Genomic DNA, 17,073 nt, shown 5'->3' with positions numbered 1-17,073 from the left:
TTTCTTCCTACATGGAAGGGAGAGAATTCGTGCCTCTCATATTAGAGGCACGAATTTCACCTTATTTTTTCTTGTTATGATTTGCCTCAATATTACCTTTAATTTGTTTCACTGCACTATCAAGCGCCGCTTTTGGTGCCTCTTTATCTGTAACAACTAATTGAAGCGCATCTCCAGCTGGTTTCCAAACTTCTTGCATTTCTGGAATGTTTGGCATTGGAATTCCATTTTCAGATTGCGTTGCAACTGCTTTTGCAGCTTCGTTATCTTTAATAATTGGATCTTCCATTACTGATTTTACTGGAGGAATTTCTTTTGTTTTCTCAAATCGAATTTTTGCGTTTTCTTCATTTGTTACCCACTCAGTGAATTTTGTAGCTAAATCATTTTGTTTAGAGAAACTTGTTACATGCCATCCTTTAACCCCAACAAACGTTTTCATTGGTTGACCATTTGGTAATTTCGGCATTGGAGCAACGCCATAATCAATCCCGTTCTTTTCCATTGCTTGGAACGCCCATGGGCCATTCATGATAGAAGCTGCTTTTCCTTCATTGAATAGTCCATCAGCAGCAGGCCCACCTGATTCACCGATAATACCTTTTGGGAATAATTTTTCCTTGTACCATTTTTGAAGATATTCAGCACCTTGTACTGCTCCACTATTATTTAATCCAACATCACTTGCATTTGGCTTTCCATCTTTTTCACCAAATACATAACCGCCCATACCTGCCATGAATGCATTAGCAAAGTAGAAGTTATCTCCTAATGCTAAAAATCCGTACTTGCCATCTTTCGTAAATTCTTTTGAGAAGTTAAACAGCTCGTCCATCGTTTCTGGCGCTTTTGGCATTAGTTTTTTATTGTAAATAAAGACTGGTGTCTCAATTGCTTTTGGTAAACCATATAATTTTCCATTATATGTCTGTGCTTCTATTGATGAATTAGTAAATTTACTCTTTACAGCATCATCTGCTTTCACTTCAGAAAGTAAACCTTCTGTTACTGCATTTCCGATTTGATCGTGTGGCAATGTTACAACATCTGGTCCAGTCCCCGCTGGCCCATCAAGGCGTAACTTCTTCACTTGATCTGTCATTTGCATTTCAACAACTTTTACTTTTACTTTATATTTTTCCTCAAAGCTTTTCACTGCTGGTTCTAAACCAACACCTTTTTTATCATCTTCCCAAACAAGAAGATCATAGTCTTTTTTCGCTTTACTTTCCTCTTTTTTCCCTGAATCTTTCGGTCCACATGCAGATAACATACCAATAGATAATGCTGAAACCGTTAATAATGATAATGCTTTCTTCATCCCAAAAACCTCCCTAAATTGTCTATGTACCTCAGTAACTGAAAACGTTTGCATTTAATAGTTTAATTGAAGCGCAAACAATATCTCAATCTATGAAAACGTTTGCGCTATTTGTCTATCATTATACATTCTTTTATTCATTTTGCAAATATTAATTTAAAAATTATGTCATTATACTCTTTATACATTGACTTTATATAAAATGAATACTACTCTTATAAGCAATATTAAAGCTACGAGAAAGGCAATCGTTTGCAATACAGGCTTTATTATTACACTTAAGGGAATACTATGTATAGAGATATTGAAGGGGGATTTTCTATATGTTTAAAGAAGCCATTTATCATAGGCCGAAAGATAATTATGCATACGCTTATGATGAACAAACAATTCACATCCGAGTACGTACTAAGAGAGATGATATTCAAAGCGCCGATCTTATTTACGGTGATCCTTACGAATGGAAAGACGGGAAATGGATATCAGCAAGTACACCCATGAAAAAAACGGGTTCTACTGCATTATTTGATTATTGGTCCATTGCAATCGAACCAAAATTTAAGCGCTTACGTTATGGGTTTGAATTAAAATCTGAAACAGACACTCTTATTTATGCAGAGCGAGGATTCTTTTCTAGCATTCCAAATGATGATGTTGGTAACTTTTTCTGTTTTCCATTTATTCATGCAGATGATGTATTCAAAGCACCATCTTGGATTACAGACACCATTTGGTATCAGATTTTCCCTGAGCGATTCGCTAATGGCGATAGTACGCTGAATCCAGAAAACACCCTTCCTTGGGGAAGTGCGAATCCAACTCCAACTAATTTTTTCGGCGGAGATTTTTCTGGTGTTATTCAAAACCTTGATTACCTTGTTAAGCTTGGCATTTCCGGAATATATTTCACACCTATTTTCAAAGCTCATTCAAACCATAAATATGACACAATTGACTATATGGAAATTGACCCACAATTTGGGACGAAAGAAACCTTTAAAGAGCTCGTTGAAGAATGTCATAAGCACGGTATAAAAGTAATGCTCGATGCTGTGTTTAATCATAGTGGATACTTTTTCGAGAAATTTCAAGACGTACTAGAGAATGGTGAGAAGTCCGCATATAAAGAGTGGTTCCACATTCATGAATTTCCGATTATAACCGAACCACTTCCAAATTATGATACTTTCGCCTTTACACCGTATATGCCTAAATTAAATACAGCTCATCCAGATGTAAAAGAATACTTACTTGAAGTAGGACGTTATTGGGTACGAGAATTCAATATAGATGGCTGGCGCCTTGATGTCGCCAATGAAGTCGATCACAACTTTTGGAGAGAATTCCGAACTGAAATAAAGACACTAAATCCTGAAGTATATATTTTGGGAGAAATTTGGCACGATGCCCTTCCGTGGCTACAAGGCGATCAATTTGATGCTGTCATGAGCTATCCTGTTACAAATGCTCTACTTTCTTACTTTGCTAACGATTCCATTAAAGCAAGTGAATTCATGAAGCAAATTACAGAATCTCTACATTCCTACTCTATGAATGTAAATGAAGCAGCATTTCATTTATTAGACAGCCATGATACTCCAAGAATTTTAACAACATGCAACGGAGATAAAAATAAGTTGAAATTGCTCTATGTATTCCATCTTTCTTTCATCGGCTCTCCTTGTATTTATTACGGGGATGAAATTGGTATGGATGGCGGCATGGACCCTGATTGCCGTAAATGTATGATTTGGGATACTAAAGAACAAGATCATGCATTATTTACCCATATACAAACATTGATTTTATTACGTAAACAACATAAAGCATTTGGAGGACATGGTACTTTTCAATTCATCGAAGCAAATGATGAACATAATTATATTTCTTATACGAAAACATATGAGGATGAAACTATCTTTTTCGTTTTAAACCCTACTAATAGTGAAGTTACAGTTTCACTCCCTCTTCATGTTACTGGTAAGAAAATAATTAACATTTATACAAACGAAGAATTTTCAGCGGAAGCAAGTGTATTACAAGTTACACTTCCTCCATATGGATTCTCCATATTAAAATGGTAATCCAAAAAAGCCTTATGCCAAGTTCGAAATGGTATAAGGCTTTTTCTTATTTCAATTTGAACACTATCGCTTCATACGGACGTAATGGAATGTTATCTATTGATCCGATTTCTACATCGTAATTGTGTATAAATAACTCTGATTCACTATAACTAATATCCTTAGGCATTTCAAATACACTTTCATCCGCAGTAAAGTTTGCAATGACAAGTAGTTTTTCATCTCCATATGTTCTTACATAAGCAAAAATAGAAGGGTCATTATCTAATATTAAATCATATGATCCATACACAACTATTTCATTATTTTTGCGTAGTTCAATTAATTTCTTATAGTAATAAAAAATTGAACCTTCATCTTGGATTGCTTGTTTCACATTAATCTCTTTATAGTTAGGATTTACAGTAATCCAAGGTTCACCTTTTGTAAATCCAGCGTGATTCTGATCATTCCACTGCATCGGAGTTCTAGCATTATCACGACCCTTTATATAAATAGATTCCATTACTTTTTCTATATCTTCACCATGGTCTATCACTTTTTCTTTATACATATTTAACGTTTCAATATCTCGATATTCATCAATTGATTGGAATCGAACGTTCGTCATTCCAATTTCCTCTCCTTGATAAATATATGGCGTTCCTTTCATCATATGAAGAACTGTCGCTAACATTTTTGCTGATTCAATGCGATACATTCCATCATTACCAAAACGAGATACAACGCGAGGCTGATCATGATTATTCCAATAAAGGCTATTCCATCCGGTATGCTCTAATGCTTTTTGCCACTTTGTTAAATTCTCTTTTAAAGTAAGAAGTGAGCATGGTTTTACATCCCACTTTCCACCTTCTCCTGAATCTAAATCCATATGTTCAAATTGGAATACCATTTGCAACTCTTTTCGTTCTTCTCCAGTATACAATTTCGCTTCTTCTGTCGTTACACCAGGCATTTCACCAACCGTCATAATATCATAATGCGATAATACTTCCTCATTCATTTCATGTAAATATTTATGAATGTTTGGACCGTTCATAAAATGCTTATGACCTGAAACATACCCCTCTTCTTCTGTTTCAACAGCTGGTAATCCCTCTTCTTTAGAAATAAAATTAATAACATCCATACGGAAGCCATCAATTCCTTTTTCTAACCAAAACTTCATCATTTCATAAACATCTTGTCTTACCTTTTCATTATCCCAATTTAAATCTGGCTGTTTTTTAGAAAACAGATGTAAATAATATTCATCCGTCATTTCATCATACTGCCATGCAGATCCACTAAAAGCAGCTCCCCAGTTGTTCGGTTCTTTCCCTTCTTTTCCAGGGCGCCATATATAGTAATCTCTATATTTATTATCTTTTGATTTACGTGATTCAATAAACCAATTATGTTCATCCGAAGTATGATTAACAACTAAGTCCATCATAAGTTTCATATTACGTTCATGCATTTCATGTAATAGCTCATCCCAATCTTCCATTGTTCCGAACTCGTTCATAATTTTACAATAATCGCTTATATCATAACCATTATCATCATTTGGAGATTCATAGACTGGTGATAACCAAATCACATCAATCCCTAACTCTTTTAAGTAATCTAGCTTTGAAATAATCCCTTGAAGATCTCCTATACCATCACCATTACTATCCATAAAGCTACGAGGATAAATTTGATATACTACACTTTCTTTCCACCATTGTTTTTCCATTATGCTACCCCATTTCATTCATCATTCATTTTTCTCTTTTTTAAGGCGCAAACGTTTTCATTAATGAATGATAACAGATTCTATCTCAATTTAAAATAGCGCTTACAATTTTTATTGTTCTTTTTCTAAGAAAACATATGAAAACCACTAATAAATCTCCAATAAATGAAAACGTTTTATTTTTTTATTTATTTTTTGAATCTATTCGTTTATAATGAACTCAAAGAAAACGTTTGCATAATTATTTCTAGGGGGAAATACCATGGCAGAACTTAAATTAGAAAACATTTATAAAATATATGATAATAACGTAACAGCTGTAACTGATTTTAATTTACACATTCAAGATAAAGAATTTATTGTATTTGTCGGTCCTTCTGGATGCGGAAAATCTACAACATTACGAATGGTAGCTGGACTTGAAGATATTTCAAAAGGCGAGTTTTCAATTGATGGTAAACTAATGAATGATGTTCCTCCAAAAGATCGAGATATCGCTATGGTATTCCAAAACTACGCTCTTTATCCACATATGAGTGTATATGATAATATGGCATTTGGATTAAAACTTCGAAAAATACCAAAAGATGAAATCGATCGTCGTGTGAAAGATGCAGCAAAAATTTTAGGACTTGAACAATATTTAGATAGAAAACCGAAAGCATTATCAGGTGGACAGCGCCAACGTGTTGCGTTAGGTAGAGCAATCGTTCGAGATGCAAAAGTTTTCTTAATGGATGAACCATTATCAAACTTAGATGCTAAACTCCGTGTTGCAATGCGCTCAGAAATTTCTAAGCTACATCATCGCCTTGGAACAACAACAATTTATGTAACACATGACCAAACAGAAGCAATGACTATGGCTTCGCGTCTTGTCGTTATGAAGGATGGAAAAATCCAACAAATTGGAACTCCAAAAGAAGTATACGAAACGCCAGAAAACATTTTCGTGGGTGGATTTATCGGCTCACCAGCGATGAATTTCTTCCGTGGTAAATTGACTGAAACCGATTTCGTTATAGACAATACTATAAAAATTAAAGTATCTGAAGGAAAAATGAAGATGCTACGTGAACAAGGCTATGTAAATAAGGAAATTGTTTTAGGTATTCGCCCAGAGGACATTCATGATGAACTACTATTTTTAGAAGCTTCGCAATCTACTGCCTTCACAACAAAAATTGAAGTCGCTGAATTATTAGGTGCTGAATCCATTTTATATATGAAACTTGGAAATCAAGATTTTGCAGCACGTGTAGATGCAAGACATACATTTTCACCTGGTGATCAAATTAAATTAGCATTTGATATGAATAAAGCACATTTCTTTGATAACCAAACTGAACAACGTATTCGCTAAAAAATTTATCTTTACTATACACATACAAAAAAACCGTCCACATATATTGAGGGCGGTTTTTATTATTATACTAGGGCTTCTACTGTATGAAATGATTGTCCTTTTGTGCTAATAATACCGAAAATCGGTAAATCACTAAGCACCACTTCTTCTTGCTGTTTCATAAAAGATGACGTTAATTGTTTTATCTCTATCCAAACGTCATTAATACAAAGTACATTGGAATCGTTCTCTTGTTGGCGAGAAAAAATAGAATCTATTTTATATAAACCTGCATTTTGAAAAAGCATATCAATGCGACTGAATGCATTCAAAGTAATGCTAATAACGCGTTGCCAATCTCCTTGCTTTCCCATATCATAGGATACAAAAAGTGCCTCTCCGCCTAGATTCATAATTTCCTCCACTGTTGCTTGTCCACTCTCTTGATCAATGTCCGTCACAATAACTTTTGCGCCTTGTTTAGCCAACAAAAGAGCTGTATTACGTCCAATACCGATGCCACCGCCAGTTACGATAGCAACTTTTCCTGCAAGCTTCATTTTCATTACCCCTTCTATAAGTCTTACCGTCATTCAGTATACTCCTTTATAAGATTAATCTGCAAGCAAGAAAAATTGCTATTTTACTTGTAAACGTTTACTTTTTATCCTTCTTTTTTCTTATTATTACGCTGATCGAAAACTAAACCGATGAAAATTAAAATCCCCCAAAAGATTACACTACCTCCAGTCATTTTAATCTCCCCCTTATTATATAAAGTGAAATTTTAATCAGCCCCAATATGGCGGAATAAAGATATTATTTTTAATCATTATATCATTTTCTTAATTTTCAATCTATTATAAATAGAATTAACACATTTTAGCTTTTCCTTACTGTAAACATTCCCCATATACTTATAAAATCAAAAAGACCCTTTTATATATAAAAAGGTCTTTTTTTCATTATACAAGACTTATTACTTTCGTTTTTGTAATTAAATCCTGAAAACCACAATTATCTTTGCGGAACAACATCATATATATATTACATATTAATGGAATTCCTAATAGCAATACGTTCGGTAATAACACTACAAAAAATCTTATAATTAATGTTTGCAACGTTAGCTTTTCACTCTTCAATGAAATTAATTTTATTCTCGTTACCTTTTTTCCAAGTGTAACACCGTTCCAAATAAAGGGTAACACAATAAAATATATCGCCATTAATATAAAAACTACTGCGAAATCATATCTAAAATCACCTAAGCTTATATTAAAGCGCTTAAACATAGCACTATAGTTTCCGGTCATAATAGCTACTACTACACCATACATAACCGAGATTAAAAACATGTCAATTAGGGAAGCACCTATGCGATTCATTACAAGCGCTGGACGATGCATCTTTAACTTCATTTTATGTCGACTCCTTCATATCCTTCTTTACCCGTCTCATCGTACCACTTCTAAAAAACATTGTAAACTAGCCTTTCTCTTACTTTTCTTGTACAATTTGTTACAATAGCATTATAAAGGAGGTTCCCATATTGAAAAAATGGATAATCCTATTCGTCGCCTTCCTATTAACTGGTTGTGCAGGAAACACAGGTCACTTAACTTATACGGTTAACGATGAATACGAACTCATACGTACTTCTGGAAATGCATTTGAACTTTTCCCCTCGCAAGATGCTGTATATGCCACACAATACATCCCTGCAAAAATTACAGACATTGCTTGGGATGATAAATACATTATTGCAAAACAAACCGAGGAAAAATCAGATCCGAATAACCCTGACGCAGCAATTGCAAATAAAAAAAGTGAACATTATTGGATTATTGACGTAAAGCACAATAAACGTTTCGGTCCCTACAATGAAAAGCAATTTAATGAACAAAAAGATGCGTTTAAAATTAAGGTGCCTTTTCAAAATGTAGATTCATACATAAAAGAAATAAAAAAACAGTCAGCATAATATTTGAATGCTGACTGTTTTGCCTTACATTATTTTAGTGAGATGTTAAACGTTTGTGGCTCTTTTACAACATCTTGTGTTTCTGAATCTCCTGCAAGTAAATCATCAGTTGTAAACTGAATATCTTTTACCTTGTCTTTTCCATCGTCAAGTATTAAACCAATAATACCATCTCTTGTTTCACCAGGCTTATAGTCTTCTCTTGATACATTTTTTGTACCAACTAACGTATCTTCGTCATATAAAAAGTTTTGAGTGGCTACTTTAAAATGTTGCTTACCATTAATCATAACATCATTCATAGAGAAAAATTGCATATTTTTATTTCCGGTATTCTCCACTTTATATGTAATCTCAACGTAACGAATTGTATTACTAATCTCTGTTCCACTTAGCGATGCATATAATTCTGCATCTTCTTGGCTTACTTTATCCCCTAATCTCCGTTTTACTTCTTCAGGGGTTAGTGCCGTGTATACTTTCAATGTTTTTTTTGCCTTTTCACTCATCTGTGATAAAGAAATTACTTTCACATCTTGTACGTGAATTTTCATTGGCGCTACTTCAAATGTTTGATTCACAGAATGCATCTGCTCTAACTTAAAAGTACCCCATCCTGTTTCTTTCACTTTTTGTCCTACTTTTTTCAGCTCACGCCCACCATATTCTTTTGTTTCAGGAATAGATTCTTTCTTCTTCGGTTCAGCTTTCTTTTCTTCTTGATGGAAGCAACCACTTAACATAAGAAGAAAACTACATAAAACAAAAATACTTTTCCATGCTTTCATCATTTCATTTCTCCTAACGCTATCATTCATGAATATAAAATTAGTCCCTGGCTTTGTAAACTATAGAAACAATGACAAGTCCACAAAATGAACTTGTCAGTCCAGATACTATTATACCTCCAATTTGGAAAATATGAAAATAGGGATCTAGGAACGCGTGCACGATAAATATAATAGTTGCTACAACAATTACTGAAACCCAATACTTTCTTTTTTCCGAAGCTAAAATAAGATCTTTACCCATTTCATTTCTATACTTCCATAAAACGTATACTAATAGTAGAACACCAATACATGTACTTCCATGTTGCATATATTTATAAACAGAGATACCGTACCATTCTCTTTGTAATAATGGTATTTTCATAACGAAATAGCCTGTCTTATGAGTGAATGCATCCCAAACAACATGCGTGAGCATACCGAATAATGCAGAATAGCAAAATACAAAGAATTCTTTCCAGGTATGTAGCCCCCACCTCTCATCTATTGCATATGAATAATAACCAGCAAACGGTTTAGGTAAATGCGTTATAAACGGCTTTTTTAAAATGTAGTGATATATGTATGCGAGTAGAAATACAAGCGGTAAATTTAAATATAAGAACCCGAGCCATTTATGGCCAATAACACCATACGGTCTAAAGTGTAAAAAATATTCAAAGTCAGGCGCCATACTACCTAATATAAGAGCCGTTACTGAAATATGTTTAGAATGCTTTTTCGCAAAAGGAAGAACTGCTGCTGGATGTGCAAATGTAAACGGCATACTTTAACTCCTTCTCACATTTTCAATAGAATACCATATATCATAACGAGAGAATGGATCTTCATGCAATATTTATTTTCACATTGGAATATGATAGTTTAAATGATATAATCCACATAAAATATTCAGAAAATAAGGAAGGAATTCAGGTGTCATTAACACTTGTATTTGCCGCCTTTTTAGAATCAAAATCCGTTATGAATTGAGGTTTATATATTGATTGACGTACCCTTTTTACAAAATGTTACATTAAAAAAAGAAAATATCCCTAGTTTTTCCGCATATCCTTACTGCTTACCTGCTATCCGAACATTACAATCACTAGTTTTTCATCCAAATGTAACATTCATTATTGGAGAAAATGGAACGGGTAAATCAACATTACTTGAAGGAATTGCAATTGCGTTAGGCTTTAATGCAGAAGGTGGAACGAAGAATTTCCGCTTTAGCACTAACGATTCACATTCATCTTTACATGAATACCTTCGAATTTCCAAAAGTTTCAATACACCAAACGACGGTTTCTTTCTTCGCGCTGAATCATTTTATAACGTTGCTTCTTATATTGATGAAATAGATGCTATAAAATCTTACGGCGGCGTTTCACTACACGAACAATCTCACGGCGAATCATTCTTTTCCTTATTTATGAACCGTTTTTCAGGACAAGGTTTATACATTTTAGATGAGCCTGAGGCAGCTTTATCACCAATGAGACAACTTTCCATGCTTATTCGAATGCATGAGCTAGTGGAACAAGGTTCACAATTTGTTATTGCGACGCATTCTCCTATTTTAATGGCCTACCCTGAATCCACTATATATTCTTTAACACAAGAAGGGATTCACGAATCCACATTAGAAGAAACTGAGCATTACCAAACGACGAAACTTTTCTTTGAAAATCGTGATCGATTATTTCATCATCTATTTGAGTCGTAAAAAAAGAAGCAGCAATAGCTGCTTCTTTTTTATAGTGCTTCTATAAATAAGGCAACCCCGATACCGCCACCGACGCATAAAGAGGCAATTCCTTTTTCTAACCCACGTCTTTTTAATTCGTGAATTAAACTTACTGTAATACGAGCCCCTGTACAACCAATTGGATGCCCAAGTCCTACGCCACTACCGTTTACGTTCACTTTTTCACGGTCTAAGCCTAACTCTTTCTCTACAGCTAAATATTGAGCCGCGAAAGCTTCATTAATTTCAAGTAAATCTGCATCTTCCAATGACCAATCTACTTTTTCTAAACCTTTACGAATTGCTGGTGCTGGTCCAATACCCATAATTTTCGGGTCTACTCCAGCTACTGAATATCCAACAATTCTAGCTAACGGTTGTAAGCCTTTTTCTTTCGCTTTTTCTTCGCTCATTAATACTAGAACTGCACTTCCGTCATTCAGGCCAGATGCATTACCTGCAGTTACAGACCCATCTTTACGGAATGCTGGTTTTAACCCTGCTAATTTTTCCGCTGTAATATCTGCACGTGGATGCTCATCCTTCGAAAATACTACTTCTTTTCTACGTTCTTTTATTGTAATAGGAACAATTTGATCGTCAAAGTGTCCAGACTCGATTGCCTTCAGTGCCAATGTATGACTGCGAAGAGCAACTTCATCTTGTTCCTCTCTTGTAATTTCATATTGTTCAACTAAATTTTCCGCTGTTTCACCCATCATAATATGGTGAATCGGATCTTCTAACACTTCCCACACCGTATCACGAATTTCTCCGTGCTGTAGACGTTGTCCCCAGCGGTGCTGTTTCAATGCATAAGGGCTCGAACTCATCGCTTCTACTCCACCTGCAACAACAACATCACTTACACCTAATTGGATTTGCATTGCAGCTGACATAATTGCTTGCATACCTGAAGAACATTGACGTTGGATTGTATATCCCGTAACTGTGTCAGGAAATCCTGCCGCTAATGCAGCTGTTCTCGCTGTATTTGCTTCATCAGTTCTTTGAATACAATGACCTAAAATTACTTCATCAACTTCATGTGGTTCTACCCCGCCTCGTTTTACAGCTTCCTGAAGTACAGGAACAGCTAATTCTACTGGCGTTACATTTTTTAGTGCTCCTCCAAAAGTTCCAATTGGCGAACGAACTGCAGCTGTAATAACAACATTATGCATTTTGTACTTGCCCCTCTCTTATGTACCCTAGTAAGTTTTTAGGTGAAATTCCATAAGATGTATATCTATAACTATCATACTATAAACATACTAAAAAATCAAAATATTTAATATAATAAAAATAGAAGGAATTAACCTTCTATTCTGTCAGTGCATATAAAAACTTTTGCAAAATTTTCTCTGTCGTTTCATTCAATTTTGGCAACTTATCTACTGGAAAATATTGAAGTTTCAACCCTTCATGATCGAGCTTTAATTCCCCGCTCACATGATGTGCCTGATACAGATGAATGACATTGAAAATTTCATCGCCATTCGGATAACGGAAATATACTTCTTTTCCTGATAGAACACCAAGAAATTGCATTATTTTTGCAGTTAACCCCGTTTCCTCAAATAACTCTCTACGTGCCGTTTCTTCTGTCGTTTCACCCAGTTCCATCGCCCCGCCAGGTACACCCCAATCATATGTATCTGAACGATATTGAAGCAATACTTCTTGTTTATCATTTAATATAATGATTGCTGATCCTACGAGAATAAGCGGTCTTGTACCAACGACTTTTCGTAACTCTTCAATATACCCCATATGTAAATTCCCCTTTCCCTAACCTCCCTTATCATAACAAAATTTCTCTCTTTTTGTTCATGTAATTTTAAAGAAAAAAAGGAAGCTTTCGCCTCCGTTTTTTCATCTTTATTTCTTAAAACTTTCATATTTTACAGCTTCAAAAGCTTCCTCAATTTCATCATTACGATAATGGACATATGTAAAACGACCCAATTCTACTAATCTTGCTATTTCCTGTAACGCTTTATGCTGCTCATATGTTTCTTTCAGCTTAATATGTACATAAAACTTCATTAAAGGATGTTCATATAAAGGTTCTCCCACCTCTACATATACATCTTCAACCCCTTGTACAACTCTTACATAACTCGCAAATTGATAAAGTGCTTCTCTGTCTGAAACGATTTTTAATGTATACATATATTCTCCCCCTTTCCTTTACTATATCAAAAAGACGACCACACCATGTTATAGAACTATGAAATTTTTTCGACTTGTCATCTATATATTCAATAAAGAAGGCGTTTATCCATACATGACATCTTTTTCCCACATATATTATAGGAAGAACTTTTTTCATTTGAGGTGTTCCTTATGGATCCATACGTCAATATATGTATTTGCATTACTCCCGGCGCCGATATTTCTGATGACCGCATCGCAAAAGATTTAGCTGTTGCAGAATCAATTTGGCATCCCATTACATTTCAAATTCAAGAAGTAATTGTATTAAATGAACTTTTCCGTTTTTTTGACCGTGAAATCAGTTATAAAAATTCCATTCAAAGTCAAGAAAAACTGGCATCCTTTTTCCAAACATGTGTAAATGAAGCTCCTGAATGCGACCTTTATATTTGTTATATTGGCAGTGATTATTTCAAAGAAACAGCAGTAATTGCCTGCGCTTATTCTTTAGCAAAACAACAGCAACTTACTGGCTATATCGTTTTAACAAATTCAGCTGCTCCTATGAAAAATATATATACGCTCGCTCACGAAATTGGTCATATTTTATTTACAAGACGTATTCATGGAAAACTTACTCATGCAGATCCTCATTCTCCAACCGGCTCGGAGCACCACCCTTCTCCAACAAATCTTATGTATCCGATAGTCCCTCGTCCAGAAAACGTTCATATTCATTCCTTATTAACAGCAGAACAAAAAGCGCTCTCTTTACAAAGCTCTTTATTACAAAGAAAAAAACAGTAACCCTCATGTTACTGTTTAAAACAACTTATTCCAATCAACAAAACAAATCCCGGCTGCTAGAAATAAAAATAGACAACTAAATGTAAATGTAATCCCTCTAAAAATCCCTATATAATATTTCTTTGGAAATAATTTTTGGTATATCCAGAGCAGCCGCTTTTTATTGAATTTCTAGTTCATACTTTTTCTTTCTTCAATTTTTAAAGACCATTTCATTAATCCATATATACTTCCATACATAAGTAAGACCTTTGCAATTCCCCAAAATACATTACTTTCTTCTAAGTCTTTAAATAAGAACATAATCATAAGAGGAACAATTAGTACAAAAACACCCATCCAGCCAAGAACATATACTTCACCAATAAGAAGTAATAAAAAGATAATTGCTGCTAATATATATGTTTGCATTGTCGCCAATTGCAATACAGGTGTCCCATACCATTTATTCATAAACATCAATAACACCAATAATAAAATAGGAACCATTACTATTACATAAATCATTCCAAATTCTACTAATTTACTTTTAAAAGAAGACATTCTAAATGCAACAATCGTTCCAATAATCATAATGATTAAAACGATAGGATAACCAATTAACTGTACATTTGTTAAAGCAAATTGTTGATCGGGGCTTCCAAATAAAATATTTGTCAGTAACCAATACCCACCAATACCAATAATCATCCCTAAAATACTTTTTATGCTCCCGCTTTTATCCTTCTCCATCTCTTTCGCTAATTCTTCCGCATACTCTTTTGGTGAGTCACCAAATATGTCACTTACTGTCTTTCCCTTTTTTTCACCTTCTATTAAATGAAGCTCTGCATCTTCTAGAAAAGCGTCCACATCTTCTTCTTTAATCCCTTTTGTTATTAAATATACTTTCGTATCGATTAAAAACTTTTCACCTTCTTTAGAAATCTTCATTATAACCCCTCCCTTATTTAACCATTTCTCTTCTATTTGTTTTCATCATAATTTCAACAAAAATTAAAATAAATAAACTTCCATATAAACATATAATTTGAAATAACATTGGCATGAGATCTTCAGATGTAAATGTTTTAAACATTAACATAATAGAAAGCGGAATGATTAAATATAAGTTTTTAAACCATCCTTCAAAATACATATTTATCACTACTGTGATGATAAAAATACCACCAGCCAATAAATAACTTTGCATTTGAGTGAATATAAACATTTTTGTAGGATATATCACATCTAGTACCATAATAACTCCCATTAAAAACATTGGCGCTATCATTACTAAAAACCACATAGAAAACCACGTTTTTGAAAAACTTGTTACAAAAGTCATTTTGCGAAGTAGAAAATTAGGACCTATAACAACTAAAATAAATGAAAAACTGTAACCGATACACTGAATAAGTGAAATCTGTAACATTCCATGATTCACCATTAAGATAGAAGCAATAATCCAAAACGATACGATATTCATTACTGTAAAACCAATTTGCTTCCACGTTTCCTGTCTATCCCTTTCCATCACTTTTACAAGTTCATCTGCATATTCTTTCGGTGAGCTTCCGAAAATATCTTCTACACTCTTCCCCTCACTCTCAGCTTCTATTAAATGCAACTCTGCATCTTCTAAAAAGTTTTCAATATCACTTTCTTTTACACTCTTTGCCGTCAAAAATAATCTCATATTTAACAAAAACTTTCGCGCTTCACTTGATAGCATTATTTTTTTCTCCCCTTCCCTTCAAGTAGACGCTCTACACTACTTTGCATCGCTTCCCAGCGATCCATAAATTTACCAAGTGCTTCCTCGCCTTTTTCTGTTAATGTATAATATTTTCTCTTTGGACCAGATGGAGATTCCTTCATTACGCTTGTTATTAGTCCTTCTTTTTGCATTCGTATTAATAACGGATAAATACTTCCCTCACTCGCCATTGTAAAACCATACTTCGCTAGCTTTTCACTCATTTCATAACCGTATATTTCGCCTTCAGAAATAATAGCAAGTAAGCATCCTTCTAAAATCCCTTTCAGCATTTGACTTGTCGACATAATTTAAATCCTCCTAACGATATTTTTTCCAAATGTTTGCAGGAATTTCATTATAGCTTCTCTAAATAGAGCACTATGAAAACTTTATTATGAAGGGATGTTTTTCATCATGGTTACAAATCGAGTTGTCTTTTTAACAGGTGCTGCAAGTGGTATTGGTTATGAAATGGGAAAGGCTTTTGCAAAAGAAGGTGCAAAAGTTGTGATTACCGATCGACTTGAAGAACGTGCAAAAGAAGCTGCTGAACAATTACAAAATGAAGGTTTTCAAGCTATCGGTTTAAAATGTGACGTTACATCTGAAGAGGAAATTACAGCAGCAATTTCTCAAACAGTTGATCATTTCGGTTCATTACATATATTAATTAACAACGCAGGAATGCAACACGTTTCACCCATTGAAGACTTTCCAACTGAAAAGTTCGAGCTACTAATTCAAATTATGCAAATTGCTCCGTTTATCGCAATTAAGCATGCCTTTCCGATTATGAAACAACAAAAATATGGTCGTATTATTAATGTCGCTTCTATTAACGGCCTTGTCGGATTTGCTGGAAAAGCTGCCTACAATAGTGCAAAACATGGCGTAATTGGATTAACAAAAGTTGCTGCTTTAGAAGGTGCTACGCATGGTATTACTGTTAATGCCCTTTGCCCTGGTTATGTCGATACCCCTCTTGTACGTAATCAACTACAAGACTTAGCTACTACACGAAATGTACCACTTGAAAATGTTTTAGAAGATGTTATTTATCCACTCGTCCCACAAAAGCGCTTATTACAAGTACAAGAAATCGCTGATTATGCGATGTTTTTAGCGAGTGAAAAAGCTAAAGGTATAACGGGACAAGCTGTTGTTATAGATGGTGGTTATACCGCTCAATAAAAATAAAGTTTGCTCAAGAAGAGCAAACTTTATTTTTATTCCCGAGGATCTTCGTACTTTAGTAATTGCCGCGGGAGCTTCTCAATTGCAACAATTACCCCCTCTAGTTTACTTTCAATACGGTGGAGTAAATATAATGTTACAACAATCGGAAACCCTACATTACCTATCATCTTGATCCACTCTTCCATCCTCTT

The 17,073-nt window shown here is 34.4% G+C and carries 20 protein-coding genes and 1 pseudogene; 6 read left to right on the top strand and 15 right to left on the bottom strand.

Features of this window, described 5'->3' with window-relative positions:
* Positions 1 to 61: 61 nt before the first annotated feature.
* Positions 62 to 1,321, bottom strand: a complete 1,260-nt coding sequence (locus AB6801_RS10350) for an extracellular solute-binding protein (protein ID WP_000709923.1) — start codon at positions 1,319 to 1,321, stop codon at positions 62 to 64.
* A 323-nt stretch (positions 1,322 to 1,644) separates the two neighbouring features.
* On the opposite strand from AB6801_RS10350, the gene AB6801_RS10345 reads away from it, so the two are divergent.
* Positions 1,645 to 3,405, top strand: a complete 1,761-nt coding sequence (locus AB6801_RS10345) for an alpha-glycosidase (RefSeq protein WP_370941068.1) — start codon at positions 1,645 to 1,647, stop codon at positions 3,403 to 3,405.
* A gap of 46 nt (positions 3,406 to 3,451) precedes the next feature.
* Here the strand turns inward: AB6801_RS10345 and malL are convergent, their stop codons facing one another.
* Positions 3,452 to 5,128, bottom strand: a complete 1,677-nt coding sequence (malL, locus tag AB6801_RS10340; RefSeq protein WP_000415178.1) for an oligo-1,6-glucosidase — start codon at positions 5,126 to 5,128, stop codon at positions 3,452 to 3,454.
* A gap of 262 nt (positions 5,129 to 5,390) precedes the next feature.
* On the opposite strand from malL, the gene AB6801_RS10335 reads away from it, so the two are divergent.
* Positions 5,391 to 6,491: an ABC transporter ATP-binding protein gene (locus tag AB6801_RS10335; protein ID WP_000818931.1), complete on the top strand. Its 1,101-nt coding sequence runs from the start codon at positions 5,391 to 5,393 to the stop codon at positions 6,489 to 6,491.
* 65 nt (positions 6,492 to 6,556) lie between these two features.
* Here the strand turns inward: AB6801_RS10335 and AB6801_RS10330 are convergent, their stop codons facing one another.
* From AB6801_RS10330 to AB6801_RS10320, 3 genes are all read right to left on the bottom strand, one after another.
* Positions 6,557 to 7,066, bottom strand: a complete 510-nt coding sequence (locus AB6801_RS10330; RefSeq protein ID WP_000218410.1) for an SDR family NAD(P)-dependent oxidoreductase — start codon at positions 7,064 to 7,066, stop codon at positions 6,557 to 6,559.
* Positions 7,067 to 7,137: 71 nt separating this feature from the next.
* Entirely contained in the window at positions 7,138 to 7,227 is a 90-nt protein-coding gene (locus AB6801_RS10325; protein WP_000145650.1) for a hypothetical protein, read from the bottom strand.
* Between the two features lie 211 nt (positions 7,228 to 7,438).
* On the bottom strand, positions 7,439 to 7,894 hold the full coding sequence (locus AB6801_RS10320) for an RDD family protein (protein WP_000769098.1): 456 nt from the start codon (positions 7,892 to 7,894) through the stop codon (positions 7,439 to 7,441).
* A gap of 131 nt (positions 7,895 to 8,025) precedes the next feature.
* Here AB6801_RS10320 and AB6801_RS10315 point away from each other — a divergent pair, with 131 nt between their 5' ends.
* A complete protein-coding gene (locus AB6801_RS10315) occupies positions 8,026 to 8,457 on the top strand; it encodes a DUF3997 domain-containing protein (RefSeq protein WP_000758785.1) in 432 nt (143 codons plus the stop codon).
* A gap of 29 nt (positions 8,458 to 8,486) precedes the next feature.
* Here AB6801_RS10315 and AB6801_RS10310 read toward each other — a convergent pair whose 3' ends face one another.
* Together AB6801_RS10310 and AB6801_RS10305 are read right to left on the bottom strand one after the other, a co-directional pair.
* The gene (locus AB6801_RS10310) at positions 8,487 to 9,248 is read right to left on the bottom strand and encodes a hypothetical protein (RefSeq protein WP_000973895.1); all 762 of its coding nucleotides are present in this window, start codon (positions 9,246 to 9,248) and stop codon (positions 8,487 to 8,489) included.
* A gap of 37 nt (positions 9,249 to 9,285) precedes the next feature.
* The gene (locus AB6801_RS10305; RefSeq protein WP_001116847.1) at positions 9,286 to 10,014 is read right to left on the bottom strand and encodes a DUF4184 family protein; all 729 of its coding nucleotides are present in this window, start codon (positions 10,012 to 10,014) and stop codon (positions 9,286 to 9,288) included.
* 216 nt (positions 10,015 to 10,230) lie between these two features.
* Here AB6801_RS10305 and AB6801_RS10300 point away from each other — a divergent pair, with 216 nt between their 5' ends.
* Entirely contained in the window at positions 10,231 to 10,956 is a 726-nt protein-coding gene (locus AB6801_RS10300; RefSeq protein WP_000568010.1) for an AAA family ATPase, read from the top strand.
* A gap of 29 nt (positions 10,957 to 10,985) precedes the next feature.
* Here AB6801_RS10300 and AB6801_RS10295 read toward each other — a convergent pair whose 3' ends face one another.
* The 3 genes from AB6801_RS10295 to AB6801_RS10285 all read right to left on the bottom strand — a co-directional run bounded on the left by AB6801_RS10295 (position 10,986) and on the right by AB6801_RS10285 (position 13,152).
* Complete coding sequence (locus tag AB6801_RS10295; RefSeq protein WP_000552075.1) at positions 10,986 to 12,161, bottom strand: acetyl-CoA C-acetyltransferase; 1,176 nt, start codon at positions 12,159 to 12,161, stop codon at positions 10,986 to 10,988.
* 139 nt (positions 12,162 to 12,300) lie between these two features.
* The gene (locus tag AB6801_RS10290) at positions 12,301 to 12,750 is read right to left on the bottom strand and encodes an NUDIX hydrolase (protein ID WP_002005651.1); all 450 of its coding nucleotides are present in this window, start codon (positions 12,748 to 12,750) and stop codon (positions 12,301 to 12,303) included.
* Between the two features lie 108 nt (positions 12,751 to 12,858).
* Entirely contained in the window at positions 12,859 to 13,152 is a 294-nt protein-coding gene (locus AB6801_RS10285; RefSeq protein ID WP_000288330.1) for a DUF3928 family protein, read from the bottom strand.
* A gap of 174 nt (positions 13,153 to 13,326) precedes the next feature.
* Here AB6801_RS10285 and AB6801_RS10280 point away from each other — a divergent pair, with 174 nt between their 5' ends.
* Positions 13,327 to 13,944: an ImmA/IrrE family metallo-endopeptidase gene (locus AB6801_RS10280; protein WP_000371605.1), complete on the top strand. Its 618-nt coding sequence runs from the start codon at positions 13,327 to 13,329 to the stop codon at positions 13,942 to 13,944.
* Between the two features lie 15 nt (positions 13,945 to 13,959).
* On the opposite strand, the pseudogene AB6801_RS10275 reads toward AB6801_RS10280, so the two are convergent.
* The 4 genes and pseudogenes from AB6801_RS10275 to AB6801_RS10260 all read right to left on the bottom strand — a co-directional run.
* Positions 13,960 to 14,103: pseudogene (locus AB6801_RS10275) on the bottom strand (DNA-binding protein); the annotation flags it as partial.
* A 12-nt stretch (positions 14,104 to 14,115) separates the two neighbouring features.
* Positions 14,116 to 14,877: a DUF1129 domain-containing protein gene (locus AB6801_RS10270; protein ID WP_370941067.1), complete on the bottom strand. Its 762-nt coding sequence runs from the start codon at positions 14,875 to 14,877 to the stop codon at positions 14,116 to 14,118.
* A 13-nt stretch (positions 14,878 to 14,890) separates the two neighbouring features.
* Positions 14,891 to 15,658, bottom strand: a complete 768-nt coding sequence (locus tag AB6801_RS10265) for a DUF1129 domain-containing protein (RefSeq protein WP_000952895.1) — start codon at positions 15,656 to 15,658, stop codon at positions 14,891 to 14,893.
* Positions 15,658 to 15,990 (bottom strand): PadR family transcriptional regulator, encoded by a 333-nt coding sequence (locus AB6801_RS10260; RefSeq protein ID WP_000107985.1) that lies wholly within the window; start codon positions 15,988 to 15,990, stop codon positions 15,658 to 15,660. The genes AB6801_RS10265 and AB6801_RS10260 overlap by 1 nt, the downstream gene beginning before the upstream one ends.
* Positions 15,991 to 16,099: 109 nt before the next feature.
* On the opposite strand from AB6801_RS10260, the gene AB6801_RS10255 reads away from it, so the two are divergent.
* The gene (locus tag AB6801_RS10255) at positions 16,100 to 16,876 is read left to right on the top strand and encodes a 3-hydroxybutyrate dehydrogenase (RefSeq protein ID WP_000258428.1); all 777 of its coding nucleotides are present in this window, start codon (positions 16,100 to 16,102) and stop codon (positions 16,874 to 16,876) included.
* A 35-nt stretch (positions 16,877 to 16,911) separates the two neighbouring features.
* Here AB6801_RS10255 and AB6801_RS10250 read toward each other — a convergent pair whose 3' ends face one another.
* Positions 16,912 to 17,067: a YvrJ family protein gene (locus AB6801_RS10250; RefSeq protein ID WP_000393337.1), complete on the bottom strand. Its 156-nt coding sequence runs from the start codon at positions 17,065 to 17,067 to the stop codon at positions 16,912 to 16,914.
* Positions 17,068 to 17,073: the final 6 nt, after the last annotated feature.

It is taken from the genome of Bacillus sp. RCC_6_1, assembly GCF_041360755.1.
Classification (GTDB): domain Bacteria; phylum Bacillota; class Bacilli; order Bacillales; family Bacillaceae_G; genus Bacillus_A; species Bacillus_A cereus.
The sequence above is the reverse complement of the archived record's forward strand: the minus strand, read 5'-3'. Positions and strand labels throughout refer to the sequence as shown.